Here is a 15,344-nt window from a genome sequence, read left to right on the forward strand (position 1 = left end):
CCCGTCGGAGCCGAAAAGGCTACTGATCTGCCACGAGAGCGCCGTCCGAGCCGCGTCTCGTCGGTCGTCACCACGTCAGTCCCTCGTAGACCTCGAGGTCGGCCGGATCGACGCCGATTCGTCGCCCGTCGACGACGACCCGGCGGGCCATCCCCTCGACGTCGAGGTCGTCGAACTCCGGCCAGCCGGTGGCGACGACCGCACCGTCTGCACCCTCGAGAGCGGCGATTGCCGAGTCGGCGTACTCGAGGTCGGGGTAGTCGGGCCGGACGTTCTCGATCGCGACGGGATCGTAGGCGACGACGGTCGCGTCGCGCTCTCGGAGATGCTCGATCACGTCGAGCGCTCTCGATTTGCGGACGTCGTCGGTGCCGGGTTTGAACGAGAGGCCCAGGACGGCGATCCGTGCGCCCTCGAGGTCGACGTGATCGCCGAGGAGGGAAACGAGCCGGCGGGGTTGCTCGTCGTTGACCGCGACGACGGCATCGAGCAGGACAGGATCGTAGCCCTGTTCTCGTGCGCCCGCGCGAAGCGCGTTGACGTCTTTCGGGAAACAGGAGCCGCCCCAGCCCAGTCCCGACCTGAGAAAGCGTTCTGAAATCCGCTCGTCGAGTCCGACGGCCTCGAGCACCTCGTAGGCGTCCGCCCCGTAGGCTTTCGCGACGTTGCCGAGTTCGTTGACCAGCGACACCTTCGCCGCGAGGAAGGCGTTGTTGGCGTACTTGATGAGCTCGGCCTCGCGAATCCGGGGTTCGACGAGGTGGGTGTCGTCGTCGAGAATCGGCGCGTACAGCTCCCGAAGCGTCGCGGCCGCCGCCTCGCGTTCGGTTCCAAGCACCACTTTGTCCGGCTCGAAGAAGTCGGCGACGGCGGTGCTCATCCGGAGGAACTCGGGGTTCATCGCCAGCTCGAGATCCTCGCCAACCTCCTTGCCCGACCGATCGGCGACGATCGGACCGACGACGTCCTCGGTGGTACCCGGCAGGACGGTGCTCTTGACGACGACGAGGTGGTCGCCGTCTTTCTCGGCGAGGGCGTCGCCCAGCGACTCGACACCCGCTTTCATCACGGCGAGGTCGAGGCTGCCGTCCTCGCGCTGGGGCGTCGGGAGACAGAGCATTGTGAGGTCGGTCTCGGCGACGGCGTCGTAGTCGGTCGTCGCCCGGAGCCGCGTGCCTGCGTGTGCGTCGATGCGGTCGGCGAGGCCGGCCTCGTGGATCGGGGCCTCGCCCGCGTTGATCGTCTCGACGATCTCTTCGTCTACTTCGACGTTGACGACGTCGTGGCCCAGGTCCGCGAGACAGGCCGCGACCGTCGTCCCGACGTAGCCGCTGCCCACGATGGAGACGTGCATGTGCCCCGTCTCGAGGGGAGCGCGTTAGTCGTTTTTGGCTTCGCCGTACGCGATCGTCGAGAGCGTCGCGTGCTCGGCCTGTCGCGTGTCCTGGCGAGTGAACTGGACGACGACCGGCACGTCCGACTCGAGCACGATGCCGTAGTCTCTGCCGAGTGGCGGTGCGTAGGGGTCGATCAGGTCGTTGATTCGGATCCGCCGCACTCGACGCGGGGCGACGGTGAGCGGGTACGGCCCCGCTTCGTGGCCGTCGGCGTAGGTGAGCGTGATCTCGAGGGTGGCCATCTCCTCGCCCGCGTTCAACAGCGACAGCGCGTCGTGGCTGACCATCTCCGGCTCCGGGCCGGTGCTGTCAGCCGGTACGAAACCACCGGGAACCTCCCAGCGCGTCGCACCGATCGGGGCTTCGTCGGTCATGGTGAGGAACCCTCCTCCCCGACCAGCAGCTCTTCGAGGTAGTCGGTCAGGAACACGCCCTCCGGATCGAACTCGCGACGAAACTCGTGGAACCGGTCCCACTTCGGGTACAGCTCCCGAAGCTTCGGCGCGCGAAGCGTGTGCCGTTTGCCCCAGTGGGGACGGCCGTCGTACCTCCGGAAGATCGGTTCGATGTCCTCGAAGTACTCCCGATACTCGAGTTCGGCGTTCTGGATGCACGAGATCGTCGTCGTCTCGCGGTCGTACTCCGTCGAGAGGTACGTATCGTCGGCCGCGACGGTCCGGACGAGCAGCCGCCAGCCGACGTCGCTTCGCCAGCGATCTCGCACCCGATCGCGGACCTCGCGGAAACACTCCCTGGTCGCCTCGCGCGGGATGGCGTACTCCATCTCCTCGAACTTGCGGCCGATCTCGTTGTGCGCGGGAATGGCCTGGTGCCACCAGTCGGTCTCGCGTTCGACGAGCGTCGCGTACTCGAGGTCTGCGTCGTCAGTGCCGCCGCCGGGCGGGTTGAGCAGTCGAAGCTTGACCTCGTCCGACCGGGGATACCAGTAGAAGTCGAAGTTCCGGTTCTCGGCGATCAGCTCCTCGAGGTGGTCCCAGACGTCCCGAAATCGCCCGCAGTACTCGCGACGCTCGAGCTTGTACGTGCGTCGACAGTCGAGTTTCACCTCGGTGAAGATCCCGAGCGTGCCAAGCGAGACGCGCGCTGCCTCGAGCAGGGCGGGGTCGTCGTTGGCGTCGAACGCGCGGACCTCGCCCGTTCCAGTCACGACTCGCCCGCCGACGAGCGACCCGGCGAGGTTCTCGAAGGCTGGACCCGTGCCGTGGGTGCCGGTGCCGAACGAGCCCGCGACCGTCTGCATCGTCACGTCGCCGAGGTTCGCCAGCCCGAGGTTGCGCTCGTGGAGGTCGAGACCGGCCTCATCGAGCGTCGTGCCGCCCCGGACCGTCGCCGTCTTCGTCTCGGAGTCGGCGGAGACGAGTCCGGTCATCCGCTCGAGCGAGACGATCACGTCGTCGGTTTCGACGACCGGCGTCCAGGAGTGACCCGCGCCGGCCACGCGGACAGTCCGACCGTCGTCGGCACACTGGCGGACGATCGACTGGACCTCGGATTCGGTCTCGGGCGTGTACATCCGGTCCGGTTCGACGGAGACGCCGCCCGACCAGTTCGACCACTCCTCGCCTGCCGTCTCGCCGGGATCACTCTTGTCCACGATTACCCCTCGGAAAGCGCCGTAGTGATTCTCGACGGTCCAGTCGCTCGCACCATTACGAATCACCCGGGTGTGCGATCGTCGAGAGCAACGCGTTCTCCGCCTGCCTCGAGTCGAGCCGCGTGTGCTGACAGACCACCGGCACGTCCGACTCGATCACGCTCGCGAACGGTTCGCCCTCGGGAATTTCCGCAGGCTCTTCGAGTTCGTTGAATCGGAGGTGTTTCGTTCGGTTCGCGGGAACGGTCTCCTCGTAGGGACCGACCGGTTCGCGGTCGGTGAAATAAACCGTGAGTTCGACGGCCGCATCCTCGTCGGTGGTGTTCAGGAGACACACCGCCTCGTGGCTGACCATCTCGGGTTCGGGGCCCGTACTTTCTTCGGGGATGTACCCCTCGGGAATCGCCCACGTGTGTTTGCCCGTCATCGTCACGTGTCGAGTCTACGAGCGAGCGGTTACCGCCCGGGCTTGCAGTCTCAGGCGATCGAGTGCTGTGCTCGAGGTAGACCGGCGTCTCGGATGCACTCACTGCACACCTCGACTCGGCGGCGTCGGCCTCGTGGTCCGGCGTCGAAAGCGTAATCGAAATGCCGTCATTTCGACGCGTCGCTCGAGACCGCACACCGTTCGGGATGGCCCGCCCGTCCGAGGAAGAACAGCAACAACGCGAGGCCGCCGATCCGAAGGAGCGCGCCGTCGAACGGCAGCAGTGTCAGGCCGCCGGCGAACCCGAGGAAGGCTAGCAACCCCGCGCCACAGCTCGCACAGCCGGACGCGAGGAGGCCCGGGAGGACGGCCGAGAGGTCGGTCAGACTCGAGAATCCGACGATCCGAAGCTGTGCAACGGCGTTGACGACTGCGACACCGGTAAGGAGCGCGTAGAGGACGAGGATCACGAGCCCGGCGGGACCGTCAGCCAGATAGATCGACTCCGTCAACGAGACGAGGACATAATCGAACCAGTGGAGGCCGTCGCCGAGCATCTGTAACGCGAACTCCGGCATCGCGCTTAGTACCAACACGATGTACGTGGCGAACGCGACGGCGACGAATCCGATCGTTCCGCGCCACGATTCGAACGGGTAGGCGACCGCGGCCGAGAGGTTCCGGCCAAATCCGGCGATCGAGTCGGTCCAGTTCCAGGTCATCGGCTGATCACCGTACGGCCCGCCGGGGGTGCTGTCGTGGCGAGAGAGCGTGTCGTTTCGATCGTGTTCGAGTACACCAACAGGTGGATCGACGCAGGCCACTACCAAAATCGCATCCCCGATTTGCCGAGTCAGCAAAACGGCGGCTCCGTTACGGGTGGTCGATGAACCCAACACGCATCCCGAGCCGAACGCGAGAGCCACGTCAGAACGAGACGGCGGGTCAGTCGAACGCCGGCAACACCTCTTCTTCGTAGCACTCGAGAAAGCCCTCCTGATCGGAGCCGACCTGGTGGACCGCGATCGCGTCGAAGCCGGCGTCGACGTACGCCTGGATCGCCTCGACGTGAGCGTCCGGGTCGGGACCGCAGGGGACCGCCTCGGCGACGTCGTCTCTCGAGACCGCCTCGGTCGCTTCCGCGAAGTGCGCCGGCGTCGGCAGGTCCCACAGCAGCGTGCTGGGGAGTGCCTCCTGGGGCCAGAGTTCGGCCACCGTGTCGATCGCCTCGTCCTCGTCTTCGGCCCAGCAGACGGTCGCCTCGCCGTAGACGATACCGTCGTCGTCTGCGGTCTCTGCGAAGGTTTCGACCAGGCGCTCGTCGGGAACGACGGTGATGAGTCCGTCGCCGATTTCGCCGGCTTTTCGGGCCGTCTTCGGGCCGTCGGCTGCGACCGCGACGTCGGGCGGTTCCTCGGGGAGTGTGAACAGACGCGCGTTCTCGACGGTGTAATACTCGCCGTCGTGGCTCACGTTGTCGCCGGACCACAGCGCCCGCATCAGCCAGATCGCCTCTTCGAGCATCTCGAGGCGCACCCGGTGTTCGGGCCAGCGATCGCCGAGGACGTGCTCGCTCAGGTTCTCCCCGGTGCCGACGCCGAAGGTGAACCGCCCCTCGAACATCGTCGCGGTCGTCGCGGCCGCCTGCGCGATTATCGCGGGATGGATTCGGGTCGTCGGGCAGGTGACGCCGGTCCAGACCTCGAGGTCGTCGGTCGCCTGGGCGATCGCGCCGAGGACGTTCCAGACCAGCGGACTCTCTCCCTGCTCGGGAAGCCACGGGTGGAAGTGGTCCGAGACGTTGGCGAATTCGAACGCCGAGTCCTCGGTCAACTGGGCGTATTCGACGAGGTCGGTCGGGCCGTGTAACTCGCTGACGAGTTTGTGTCCGATGTCTACCATGATATCGTCCTCGAAGACGACCCGTACGACGACGGAGACGGGCATAATACTGCCACCGTCCGTTCGTCCATCCGAACTATCGTCCCATCGAACCGGTTCCGTTTCGTTCGTCGCGAGCGACGGGTTCCTTGCTGGTTGCGAAACCACGGCGACGGGTTCGGTCGGAACTCCCAGCGAGTCGAGCAGCATTAAGGGTCGGACCGATAACTCCGAGACATGCACGTCGAGGAAGACGACGGAGTCCTGCAGATCACCTTCGACCGGCCAGACGCGATGAACGCGTTCTCGACGGCGGCGGCGATCGAGTTCGCCGAAGCCGTCTCGACGGCGGATCCGGACGACCACCACGCCGTCGTCCTCACTGGCGAAGGCGAGGCGTTCAGTGCCGGCGGGGACATCGAGTCGATGGCCGAACGCGAGGAGGGGCCACAGGAGGCCTACGAACGGGTCTGTGAGACGTTCGGTCGCGTCGTCGAGGAGCTGCTCGAGTGTCCCGTTCCCGTCGTCGCGCGGGTCAACGGCGACGCCGTCGGCGCGGGTCTTGCGATCACGGCGCTTTCGGATTTCGCCTACGCCGTCGAGGACGCCACCTTCTCGTGTGCGTTCGTCCGCGTGGGACTGATTCCGGACACCGGCGGCACCTTCCTGTTGCCCAAACTCGTCGGCCTGCGAACCGCGAAACGGCTCGCGTTCACCGGCGAGTTCTTCTCGGCGGCGGAGGCGGCGGAGTACGGTCTGATCACCGAAGCCGTCGCCGAGGACGAACTCGACCAGCGGGTCGACGAGACCGTCAGGACGCTCGAGCGCCGTCCCACGGAGACGATCGGACTGATGAAACGGGCAATACACGAGAACCTCGGTCGCCACTGGTCCGAGGCGCTTGACTACGAGTCCTTGCTTCAGGTACAGGCCTACAGCTCCGACGCACACGAAGAAGGCGTCAACGCCTTCCTCGAAGGTCGGGAGCCGAAGTTCGACTGAGAAGCTACAGCGTGTGACGCTCACAGGCGTATGAAAGCACCATCGACTTGCGCCGGGACGTCTCTATTCGTGATGTTATGTGCGCACAGTTCACCGACGACGACGTCGGCAAACGGGTCATCAACGCGAACGGCGAAACGGTCGGAATCGTCGCCGCCATCGAACACGGAACAGCACACGTCGAACCCGATCCGGGGATGTTCGAGACGATCAAGGCCAAACTCGGCTGGGAAGGGACAGACGAGGAGAGTTACCCGCTACAGGAAGAAGCCGTCGCAGAGGTAACAGACGACGAGATCCGCCTCGAGGGAGATCTGTCGGACGTCGGCGGCTCTCGTATGGGAACCGACACTACGACGGAGACAGAGTCCGGCACTGGGACTGACGACACCGGAATGGGAACGGACACCAGTGTGGGCGATGACGACATGATCGGTGACGACGACGACAGTATCGTCGGAGATGACGACGACGATCTGATTGGCGACGACGACAGTCGGAGATAACGACAGCCAGAGCGGTGACACCCGCGGCCGAACGACACCTAGCTGGATCGGTCGACGTCCGTGTTTTTGTCCGTCGTACCGAAGGTCGAGAACTCGAGACGCGCGAGACACGAAACGCACGCCGAAGCTACAGCCCGAGGAACGCCTCGGCGTTCTCCCAGAGGAGCTTTCGCTGGAGCTCCTCGTCGAAGTCGAGTTCCGCGAACCCCTCGAGCCAGGGTTCGGGCTCTAACATGGGGTAGTCGGTACCGAACATGACCTTCTCGGAGATGAGCGACTCGGCGTACTGAAGCACCTGCTCGTCGATGTACTGGGGCATCCACCCCGAGAGGTCCATGTAGACGTTGCCTTTCTGCTGGCAGATCGCGAGCTGTTCTTTCTCCCACGGGAACGCGGGGTGAGCGATGAGAATCTGCAGGTCGGGGAAGGTCGCGGCCACGTCGTCGATCAGCATCGGATTGCCGTACTTGATCTTCAGCCCCCGGCCGCCGGGTGCACACGCGCCGAGCGTGGAGTTGCCGCCGTGGAAGACGACGGGCACCCCGAGGTCCTCGATGGTCGCCCACAGCTGCTCGTGGTCGGGGTCAGAGGGGTCAAAGCCCTGGGCGATCTGCTGGAACTTGAACCCCGAGAGATCGAGGTCCTCGACGCAGCGGATCGCTTCCTCGACGCAGTCGTCTTTGAGCGGGTCGACCGACCCGAAGCCGACGAAGAAGTCGCCGTACTCGTCCCGGACTTCGGCGACGTAGTCGTTCGGGACGGGCGGGTTGCCGGTGTTCGTCTCGGCGTCCCAGCCGAGCAAGACGGCACGGTCGACGCCGACCTCGCGGTACGCTTCGATCATGTGCTCGTAGGTGTCGGTCTCGAGGTCGGTGCCGAAGCGGTCGGCTGCATCCTGCATCATCTGTCCGCCGGCGTCGTGGAGGAACTCGCTCGTCGGCTGGTGGGCGTGCGTGTCTATCGCCCGCGGCCCGTCTGCGTGCTCGAGTGCAACCGGAAGCGACATGTGTTCGGGTGGGGCCGCCAGCGTGAAAACACGCCCGTTTCGCCCCGGCCACCGCCCGGGGTATCGAATCGTGCTCCCGGCTCGATAGACGCGAACGCGACACCTTTGGTTGTCCCGTCCGAACGACAGCCAATGCGAACGAGCCTCACTGTTCCCGAGGAGACTCTGGCCGAATTCGATCGGACCTGGCAGGCAGAGGGCCTCGACTCGCGCTCGCGGGCGCTCCGGGAGGCGATCCAGGAGTACGTCGAGTCACACCACGACCTCGAGCGCGCCGACGGCCCCGTCGCCGCGGCGATCGTCTTCGATTACGAACACGACGACGTCCTCGAGGAGCTCCACGACCTCCAACACGAGTTCCAGGCCGCGATCGATACGACCAGTCACGTCCACCACGGCGAGTGGTGTCTCGAGACGGTCTTCTGTCACGGGCCGGCGTCACGGGTTCGAGAACTCGTCTATCGGCTCAAAGACTTCGATGCCGTCCGCCGGGTCTCGGTGACGCTGTTGCAGGCAGAGCACTGACAGTCGCGGTAACTCGGAGACAGCGTCCCCGTTAGGGGACGACGACGAGCTTGCCGAGATAGCTCTCGGTCACGACGTCTTCCTGGGCAGCAGCCACCGCCTCGAGGTCGTACGTCCGGGAAACGACGGGTTCGACGTCGCCGCGTTCGTACAGTCGGACGAGTCGTCCGAGCACGGCCCCGATGTCGGGCGTGTTGAACATGCTAACGTGGTGGACCGAGAGCGCTTTCCCGCGTGCGGCGGGAACGTTCGGGAACGTCGCCTCGAGGTCGGTGTTGCCGATGGCGGCGATATCGCCGTCGAAGGCCGCGACGCGACAGTCGAGCCCGAGGTAGTCGTCCAGCCGGTGGTCGAGGATGGCGTCTGGGTCGCCCGCCTCGAGGATGGCGTCCTCGAGGTCGCCGCGCCCGTAATCGAGGACCGTCTCGGCTCCCATCTCGGCGAGTCGGTCGTGGTACTCGGGGGAGGCGGTGGTCGTCACGTCGGCACCTGTCGCGGCCGCCAGTTGGACGGCGAGGTGGCCGACGCCGCCGCTGCCGCCGTGGACGAGTGCCCGCTCGCCCGGCGAGAGATCGCAGGCGGCGATCAGTGACTGCCAAGCGGTGACCCCAACGAGCGCGCCGGCCGCGGCGGTCTCGACGGAAACGGCGTCGGGAAGCGTTGCGGCGAACGTCTCGGGGACGGCGACGTACTCGGCGCAGGTCCCCTGGTGGTCGTTCCCGAGCCCGGTCGCGACGATCCGGTCACCCTCCTCGAGGTCGGTCTCTGCACCCGTCGCCTCGACGACGCCGGCCACGTCGGAACCGGGGATCCAGGGGAGATCGCCCGGCGGGTACGAGCCCTCCCGGAAGTAGGTGTCGACGGGGTTTACCGCCGCCGCCCCGACGCGAACGAGCAGTTCGTCGGCTCCCGGTTCGGGCCGGGAGACGTCCTCGACGTCCAGCACCTCGGGGCCACCGTGGTCGTGGTATCGTACGGCGCGCATATTGGCACCGACGGAAGCCGGCACCAAAAACCCGGCCGAACCGGCGGCGGTACCCGGTTCGTCAGTCCCTGGCTTTCTCGTCGGCCCGGTCGGCCTCGAGCGCTTCGGGGTCGCGTTCGTTCGGATCGCCGTGTCCGCCGCCACCGGGTGTGCGAACCGTCACCGTCGTCCCCGCACCGACGTCGACGGTCGTCTTCGCCGGAACCGGTTCGCCGTCGATCAGGTTCTCCCCCGGCCGTCCGTCCTCGCCGCCTGCGACGCCGCCTGGAGCGTGACGACGTCGCTCGGTCAGAAGCGAGACCGTCGCGTCGGTCTCGACGGCGACGGTTCGCTCGAGGCCGAGCCCACCACGGTGTTTGCCGCGGCCGCCGCTGTCCTCACGCAGGGCGTATCGCTCGACGCGAAGCGGATACTCCGTCTCGATGGATTCGACGGGTGTGTTGAGCGTGTTCGTCATTCCGACCTGGACGCCGTCCATGCCATCGCGCTCGGCTCGGGCGCCGAAGCCGCCGGCGATGGTCTCGTAGTAGGTAAAGGAGCCGTCTCTCGCGCCGACGGTCAGGTTGTTCATCGTCCCCTGTCCCTGGGCGGGGACGCGATCGGGTGCGGCTTCGGCGAGCGCCGCGAAGACGACGTCGGTCACGCGCTGGCTGGTCTCGACGTTACCGCCGACGACGGCCGCGGGCGGCTCGGGGTTCAGCAGCGTTCCGTCGGGCGCATAGACGGAGACGGGCGCGTAACAGCCGTGGTTCGGCGGGATCTCGGGATCGGTGACACAGCGGACGACGAAGTAGACCGCGCTCTTTGCGACCGCGATCGGCGCGTTGAGGTTGCCCTCGAGCTGGTCTGCCGTCCCCGAAAAGTCGACCTCGATCTCGTCGCCGTCGATCGTCACCGTGACGGCGATCTCGACGTCCTCGTCGGTGACGCCGTCGCCTTCTAAGACGTCCGTCGCCTCGTAAGAGCCGTCCGGCAGCGTCTCGATCTCGCTCGCGATCCGATCGCGGGAATACTCGATCACGGCGTCGAAGCCGTCGAGGACGGTCTCGCGGCCGTGCTCGTCGAACAGCGAAACGAGACGCGTTTCGGCGCGGTCGTTCGCCGCCAGCTGTGCCCGGAGGTCGGCCCGGCGCTCGCGGGCGTTTCGGACGTTCGCGAGCACGATCGACCGGACGTCTTCGCGAATCTCGCCGTCCGCGACGAGGCGAACCGGCGGGAGCCGCAGTCCTTCCTGGTAGATCTCTCGTGCACCCGCGGGCATGCTGCCGGGAGCCATCCCGCCGACGTCGGCGTGGTGTGCCCGTGAGACGGCGTAGCCGACGATCTCGCGGTCGTCACCGTCGCCCGGTGCGAGCGGCGAAACCATCGTCACGTCCGGCAAGTGGGTACCGCCCCGGAACGGGTCGTTGAGCACGAAGACGTCGCCCGGTCGGGGGTCGCACTCGCGGACGGCGTCGACGGCTTCGGGCATCGCGCCGAGGTGAACCGGGATGTGTTCGGCCTGGGCGATCATCCGCCCCGCCGCGTCGAACAGCGCCGTCGAACAGTCCCGTCGTTCCTTGATGTTCGGCGAGTACGCCCCGCGGATCAGGGTCTGGCCCATCTCCTCGGCGACGCTCTCGAGCTGGTTGCGAAGCACTTCCAGCGTGATCGGGTCGACGTCGTCGGTCGCGTCGGTCATTGCTCCACCCCCTCTCGAGTCATCGTGAGCGTTCCGTCTTCGAGCACCTCACCCGCCCACATCGGCGGGATGACGGTCGTACTCTCTGCCTGCTCTAAGATCGCCGGCCCGGAGACCGTCGTCCCCGACTCGAGGCGATCGCGGTCGTAAACCGTCGTCTCCCGCGCCCCGACGCCGGGGAAGTGTGCTTCTCTGGTTCCGAGCAGGGCACCGCCCTCGCCGGCGTGACGGACGACGGGTTCGTCCCCCTCGACGGTCGCCGTCGCTCGCAGATTGACGATCTCGATCTCCTCGTCCATCCGGTAGCCGTAGGCCCGTTCGTGGGCCGCGTGGAACCGCTCGGCGACGGCCCCGACGTCGACGCTCTCGTCGACGGAGACGGTGAGTTCGAAGCTCTGCCCGGCGTACCGACAGTCCGCGGCCCGTTCGACGACGGCCGCGTCGGGATCGGAGGTATCCGCGAGCACGTCGGCGACGAGGTCGGCGTAGACGTCCTCGAGGTGGGCTCGCTCGACCGTCGATAGATCGACGCTTACGGTCCGGACGGCGTCGTAGCTCTCGTCGGCCGCCAGTAGACCAAAGGCAGAGAGGACGCCGCTGGGTCGCGGGACGATCACGCGGTCGATCTCGAGCGCCTCTGCGAGTGCCGCCGCGTGCATCGGGCCGGCACCGCCGAAGGCGACGAGCGCGAACGCGCGCGGATCGTATCCGCGTTCGACCGTCACCGACCGGATCGCTCGGGTCATCGTCGCGTTCGCCACGCGGTAGACCCCGCGGGCAGCCTCGAGTGCGTCCTCGAGGCCCGCCTCGTCGGCGAGGTCCTCGAGCGCGCCGTAGGCGGCCTCAACGTCCAGGGTCATCTCACCGCCCAGGGCCGTCTCGGAACCGATGTACCCAAGCACGACGTTCGCGTCGGTCACCGTCGGTTCGGTGCCGCCGCGGTCGTAGCAGACGGGGCCGGGTTGGGCTCCTGCCGATCGCGGGCCGACGCGGAGTGCGCCGCCGGCGTCGATCCAGGCGATCGAGCCGCCGCCCGCGCCGACGGTGGTGACGTCGACCATCGGCGTGCGGATCGGGACGCCCGCGATCTCCGAATCCGTCGTCCGTTCGGCTTCCCCATCGCGGACGAGGCTGACGTCGCTCGAGGTCCCGCCCATGTCGAAGGTGACCAGCCCGTCGACACCCTCGTCGTCGACGGTCGCCGCGGCACCGACGACGCCGGCGGCGGGGCCGGACATCGCCGTCGTCACGGCGCGTGTCCGTACCGTCTCCGGGTCGGCGATGCCGCCGTTTGCCTGCATGATTCGCGGTTCGGGAATCCCCTCCGATCGAGCCTCTTCGACCAGCCGCCCGACGTAGCCTTCGATTACGGGTCGGACGTAGGCGTCGGCAGCCGTCGTCGAGGTGCGCTCGTACTCGCGAAACTCCGCGAGCACCTCGTGGGAGGCCGACACCGGCACCTCGAGTTCGTCTCTCAGGGTCTCGGCGACGACGCGTTCGTTCTCGGGGTCGGCGTAGGCGTGCAGCAAGGAGACGGCGACGGCCTCGACGTCTCGCTCTCGTACGGTTTCGGCGAGCTCTCGGACCTCATCGGGATCGACCGACCGCTCGACGCCGCCGCCGGTCGTTCGCTCGTCGATCTCGAATCGACGGCGTCGTGGGACGAGTGGCTCCGGCTTCTCCGCCTCGAGGTCGTACAGATCCGGCCGATCCTGGCGACCGATCTCCAAGACGTCCCGGAATCCGTCGGTTGTCACGAGCGCCGTCTTCGCCCCGCCGCGCTCGAGCAACGCGTTGACCGAGACGGTCATCGCGTGGGCGAACGTCTCGAGGTCGCTCGGGACGATCCCGGCCTGCTCGCAGGCTTTCGCGATACCCTCTAAGACGCCGACGCTCTGGTCGTCGGTCGTCGGCACTTTTGCCGTCACGAGCCGGTCGTCGACCGACAGTGTCACGTCGGTGAACGTGCCGCCGACGTCGACGCCGACTCGCGTGGCGGTGGTCGATGCGTCCCGTTCGGTGTCGTGTGGCTCTGTCATAATGGAGGAGTTTCAAGACGTCTGGCGTCGGTAGCGAACGCCGCCGTGGCGAGCGCCTCCGCCCCGACCGTTTTCAACTGTCCGACGACTCCCATGTTCGGTATCCACTTGCAACCTTCTCTGACTCGTCCAAAAGGGTTCGGAGACGCGGTCGGCGGCCGCGACGAACTCGGGATCAGGCTCGCCGCCGGCCTCGGTCTCGGTCACGAGACGCTCGAGAGCCGCGTTCGAGTCGTCGTCGAGCGATACCGTCACACGCCGGGTCATGAGACGACGGACGAACGCGAGACGGGTATATACACCCGGTCATGATTCGTTCAACAGTCGGCTGCCGGGAGTGGCCTCGATACGGGTTCAGTCGGCCATTCAGTCCACGAGACCGTTGACTGGACCATGACCGGGTGTATAGTTCACGTCCGGCGGCGACGACTCGGACTCGAGGGCGTCCGTCGAGAGCCCGCCCCATACTCGGTCGAAACCTCCCTAAATGTCTTTTCCCATATGATATAGTTGTACTATCATATATATTATCTAATTACGGCTCGACGAACTGCGTTGGTCGCCTTCGATCTCCAATATCGGTTTGTGAGTCGGTGTATCGCCAGATATAGCCACATACTGGCGTATTTCGACGGCTTCACATAACAAATCTCCGATAGTATCGAATCCGGAGTATCTATCTGCGTCAAACCGGCTACCTAGCGCACGTATCGCCGCAATCGAGCACGGTATCGATCCCACGTCTTGTATATCGCGTCACAGCGCCGACTGACGTCTGCCGTCGGATTATTGCAGATCTTTCAGATTAGCATATGGAATGTGAATATGATGATTGGAGTCCCCCACGTTACAGCGGCGGCATCACTGGGTCCGCCCGTCACGGCTCGCCGACTCGGCGCGATCTACCGGGTCTGGCTATACTCTTCGATCCACTCCTGGAGCGTGACTCCCATCGCGGACCGGGTAATCGCGTTCGAGGACGCCGAGTTGGCGGACTTGACCAGTTCTGCCTCGAGCGTTCGCGTCGGTACTTCGCCGAGGAAGTGCGGGATCGCCCGCTGGACCGCGAGGGGACAGCCGACCTCGTGAGCCAGCGCGTAGCCGGAGATCGAGTGGGGGACCTCCTCGCTCGCGTAGCGTTCCCGGTCGGGTTCCTCGAGGAGGTCGGCGTCGACGACGTCGACGTACTCGTAGCACTTGCCCACGTCGTGGAGCAGGCAGGCGGCGACGATCACGTCCTGGTCGGGGTCGGCACCGTGGAACTCCCGTTGCACCGCGGCGGACTCGAGGGCGATCTTCGTCACGCCACGGACGTGTTCGACGTTGGTTACCTCGTGGATGTTCCACGCGTAGGGGATGTCCTCGATGTCTCGCCAGCCGCCGCGTTCGAGTCCCAGCCGCCAGGCCTCGACGACCTTCGCCCGGAGGTCGTCGTCGCCGATCTCCTCGAGTTCGGGGTAGGCCTCGCGGATCTGGGCCTCGTACCCCGGCGGCGCGGTCATTCGAGGTCGTCGGCCCGGACGAGTCGTTCCTGGCCGACGAAGCGGGGACGATCCGCGAGCGCGAGAAAGTTCTCGACGTCCTCGCGCGGCGCCTTCGCCGTGGGATGGTCGGGGTCGTAGTCCCGGGAGGACTCGTGGCCGAGGGCGGCCCGCAGCGCATCCAGCTCCTCGAAGTAGAGTTCGGCGATGCCGTCGAACTCGGACGTGTCGGGCTCGGTGGGAACGACGCGGGCGTAGCGAACGACGCCGGGGATCTCGCGTGCGAGCGGGACGTGTTCGGTCGCCCAGTGCTCGAGGAACGCCTCGTAGCTCATGCCCGCTTTGCGGACGAGAAACGCCGAGTGCTTGTAGAGGCCGTCGGTGTCGCCGCCGACGTCGTCTCTCTCGACGATCTCCTCGCCGATGAGTCGAGGCCGCTCGTCGATCGCGAGGAAGTTCTCGACGTCCTCGCGGGCTTTCTTTGCGTTTCCCTTCTCCGGATCGTAATCGCGAGATCCCTCGCTGCCCAGCGCGTCGTACAGCTTCTCGACGTCTTCGAAGTAGAGTTCGGCGATACCGTCGAACTCGGTTGCGTCGGGGTCAGCCGGCAGAACCTGCTGGTAGCGAACGACGCCGTCGATCTCCGTGGCGATCGGCGTGTGTTCGCGTTGCCAGTGCTCGAGGAACGCCTCGTGGCTCATGCCGGCCTTGCGGACGAGCAAGGCGACGTGCTTGTACATGTCACTAGACAATTGATGCGATCTAATAAAACGTGAGCACCGGCCTGGAAACGGGTGAC

General features: G+C 66.2%; 16 protein-coding genes. 4 read left to right on the top strand and 12 right to left on the bottom strand.

Features of this window, described 5'->3' with window-relative positions; all coding sequences use genetic code 11:
• Positions 1-67 precede the first annotated feature (67 nt).
• The 6 genes from aglM to QQ977_RS14940 all read right to left on the bottom strand — a co-directional run bounded on the left by aglM (position 68) and on the right by QQ977_RS14940 (position 5,341).
• On the bottom strand, positions 68-1,354 hold the full coding sequence (gene aglM / locus QQ977_RS14915; RefSeq protein ID WP_285926559.1) for a UDP-glucose 6-dehydrogenase AglM: 1,287 nt from the start codon (positions 1,352-1,354) through the stop codon (positions 68-70).
• 24 nt (positions 1,355-1,378) lie between these two features.
• A complete protein-coding gene (locus QQ977_RS14920) occupies positions 1,379-1,771 on the bottom strand; it encodes a sensory rhodopsin transducer (RefSeq protein ID WP_285926560.1) in 393 nt (130 codons plus the stop codon).
• Positions 1,768-3,012, bottom strand: a complete 1,245-nt coding sequence (locus QQ977_RS14925) for a D-arabinono-1,4-lactone oxidase (RefSeq protein WP_285926561.1) — start codon at positions 3,010-3,012, stop codon at positions 1,768-1,770. Before QQ977_RS14925 ends, QQ977_RS14920 begins: the two co-directional genes overlap by 4 nt.
• A gap of 55 nt (positions 3,013-3,067) precedes the next feature.
• Entirely contained in the window at positions 3,068-3,439 is a 372-nt protein-coding gene (locus QQ977_RS14930) for a sensory rhodopsin transducer (protein ID WP_285926562.1), read from the bottom strand.
• A 167-nt stretch (positions 3,440-3,606) separates the two neighbouring features.
• A complete protein-coding gene (locus QQ977_RS14935; RefSeq protein WP_285926563.1) occupies positions 3,607-4,161 on the bottom strand; it encodes a hypothetical protein in 555 nt (184 codons plus the stop codon).
• Between the two features lie 223 nt (positions 4,162-4,384).
• Complete coding sequence (locus QQ977_RS14940; RefSeq protein WP_285928716.1) at positions 4,385-5,341, bottom strand: TIGR03557 family F420-dependent LLM class oxidoreductase; 957 nt, start codon at positions 5,339-5,341, stop codon at positions 4,385-4,387.
• A 216-nt stretch (positions 5,342-5,557) separates the two neighbouring features.
• Here QQ977_RS14940 and QQ977_RS14945 point away from each other — a divergent pair, with 216 nt between their 5' ends.
• Both QQ977_RS14945 and QQ977_RS14950 read left to right on the top strand, forming a co-directional pair.
• On the top strand, positions 5,558-6,322 hold the full coding sequence (locus QQ977_RS14945; protein ID WP_285926564.1) for an enoyl-CoA hydratase/isomerase family protein: 765 nt from the start codon (positions 5,558-5,560) through the stop codon (positions 6,320-6,322).
• A 77-nt stretch (positions 6,323-6,399) separates the two neighbouring features.
• A complete protein-coding gene (locus QQ977_RS14950) occupies positions 6,400-6,828 on the top strand; it encodes a hypothetical protein (RefSeq protein ID WP_285926565.1) in 429 nt (142 codons plus the stop codon).
• A gap of 127 nt (positions 6,829-6,955) precedes the next feature.
• Here QQ977_RS14950 and QQ977_RS14955 read toward each other — a convergent pair whose 3' ends face one another.
• Positions 6,956-7,834 (bottom strand): amidohydrolase family protein, encoded by an 879-nt coding sequence (locus tag QQ977_RS14955; RefSeq protein ID WP_285926566.1) that lies wholly within the window; start codon positions 7,832-7,834, stop codon positions 6,956-6,958.
• A gap of 132 nt (positions 7,835-7,966) precedes the next feature.
• Here QQ977_RS14955 and QQ977_RS14960 point away from each other — a divergent pair, with 132 nt between their 5' ends.
• Complete coding sequence (locus QQ977_RS14960; protein WP_285926567.1) at positions 7,967-8,359, top strand: CopG family ribbon-helix-helix protein; 393 nt, start codon at positions 7,967-7,969, stop codon at positions 8,357-8,359.
• 31 nt (positions 8,360-8,390) lie between these two features.
• On the opposite strand, the gene QQ977_RS14965 is transcribed toward QQ977_RS14960, so the two are convergent.
• The 3 genes from QQ977_RS14965 to QQ977_RS14975 all read right to left on the bottom strand — a co-directional run bounded on the left by QQ977_RS14965 (position 8,391) and on the right by QQ977_RS14975 (position 13,064).
• Positions 8,391-9,344 (bottom strand): NADPH:quinone reductase, encoded by a 954-nt coding sequence (locus QQ977_RS14965; protein WP_285926568.1) that lies wholly within the window; start codon positions 9,342-9,344, stop codon positions 8,391-8,393.
• 61 nt (positions 9,345-9,405) lie between these two features.
• Entirely contained in the window at positions 9,406-11,025 is a 1,620-nt protein-coding gene (locus tag QQ977_RS14970; RefSeq protein ID WP_285926569.1) for a hydantoinase B/oxoprolinase family protein, read from the bottom strand.
• Positions 11,022-13,064: a hydantoinase/oxoprolinase family protein gene (locus tag QQ977_RS14975; protein WP_285926570.1), complete on the bottom strand. Its 2,043-nt coding sequence runs from the start codon at positions 13,062-13,064 to the stop codon at positions 11,022-11,024. The genes QQ977_RS14970 and QQ977_RS14975 overlap by 4 nt, the downstream gene beginning before the upstream one ends.
• A gap of 93 nt (positions 13,065-13,157) precedes the next feature.
• Between QQ977_RS14975 and QQ977_RS14980 the strand changes: the two genes are divergently transcribed.
• On the top strand, positions 13,158-13,376 hold the full coding sequence (locus tag QQ977_RS14980; protein WP_285928760.1) for a hypothetical protein: 219 nt from the start codon (positions 13,158-13,160) through the stop codon (positions 13,374-13,376).
• A gap of 590 nt (positions 13,377-13,966) precedes the next feature.
• Here QQ977_RS14980 and QQ977_RS14985 read toward each other — a convergent pair.
• The gene (locus QQ977_RS14985) at positions 13,967-14,566 is read right to left on the bottom strand and encodes an HD domain-containing protein (protein WP_285926571.1); all 600 of its coding nucleotides are present in this window, start codon (positions 14,564-14,566) and stop codon (positions 13,967-13,969) included.
• On the bottom strand, positions 14,563-15,285 hold the full coding sequence (locus QQ977_RS14990; protein WP_285926572.1) for an EthD family reductase: 723 nt from the start codon (positions 15,283-15,285) through the stop codon (positions 14,563-14,565). Before QQ977_RS14990 ends, QQ977_RS14985 begins: the two co-directional genes overlap by 4 nt.
• Positions 15,286-15,344 lie beyond the last annotated feature (59 nt).

Source organism: Natrialbaceae archaeon AArc-T1-2, from assembly GCF_030273315.1.
In the GTDB taxonomy this organism is placed as follows: domain Archaea; phylum Halobacteriota; class Halobacteria; order Halobacteriales; family Natrialbaceae; genus Tc-Br11-E2g1.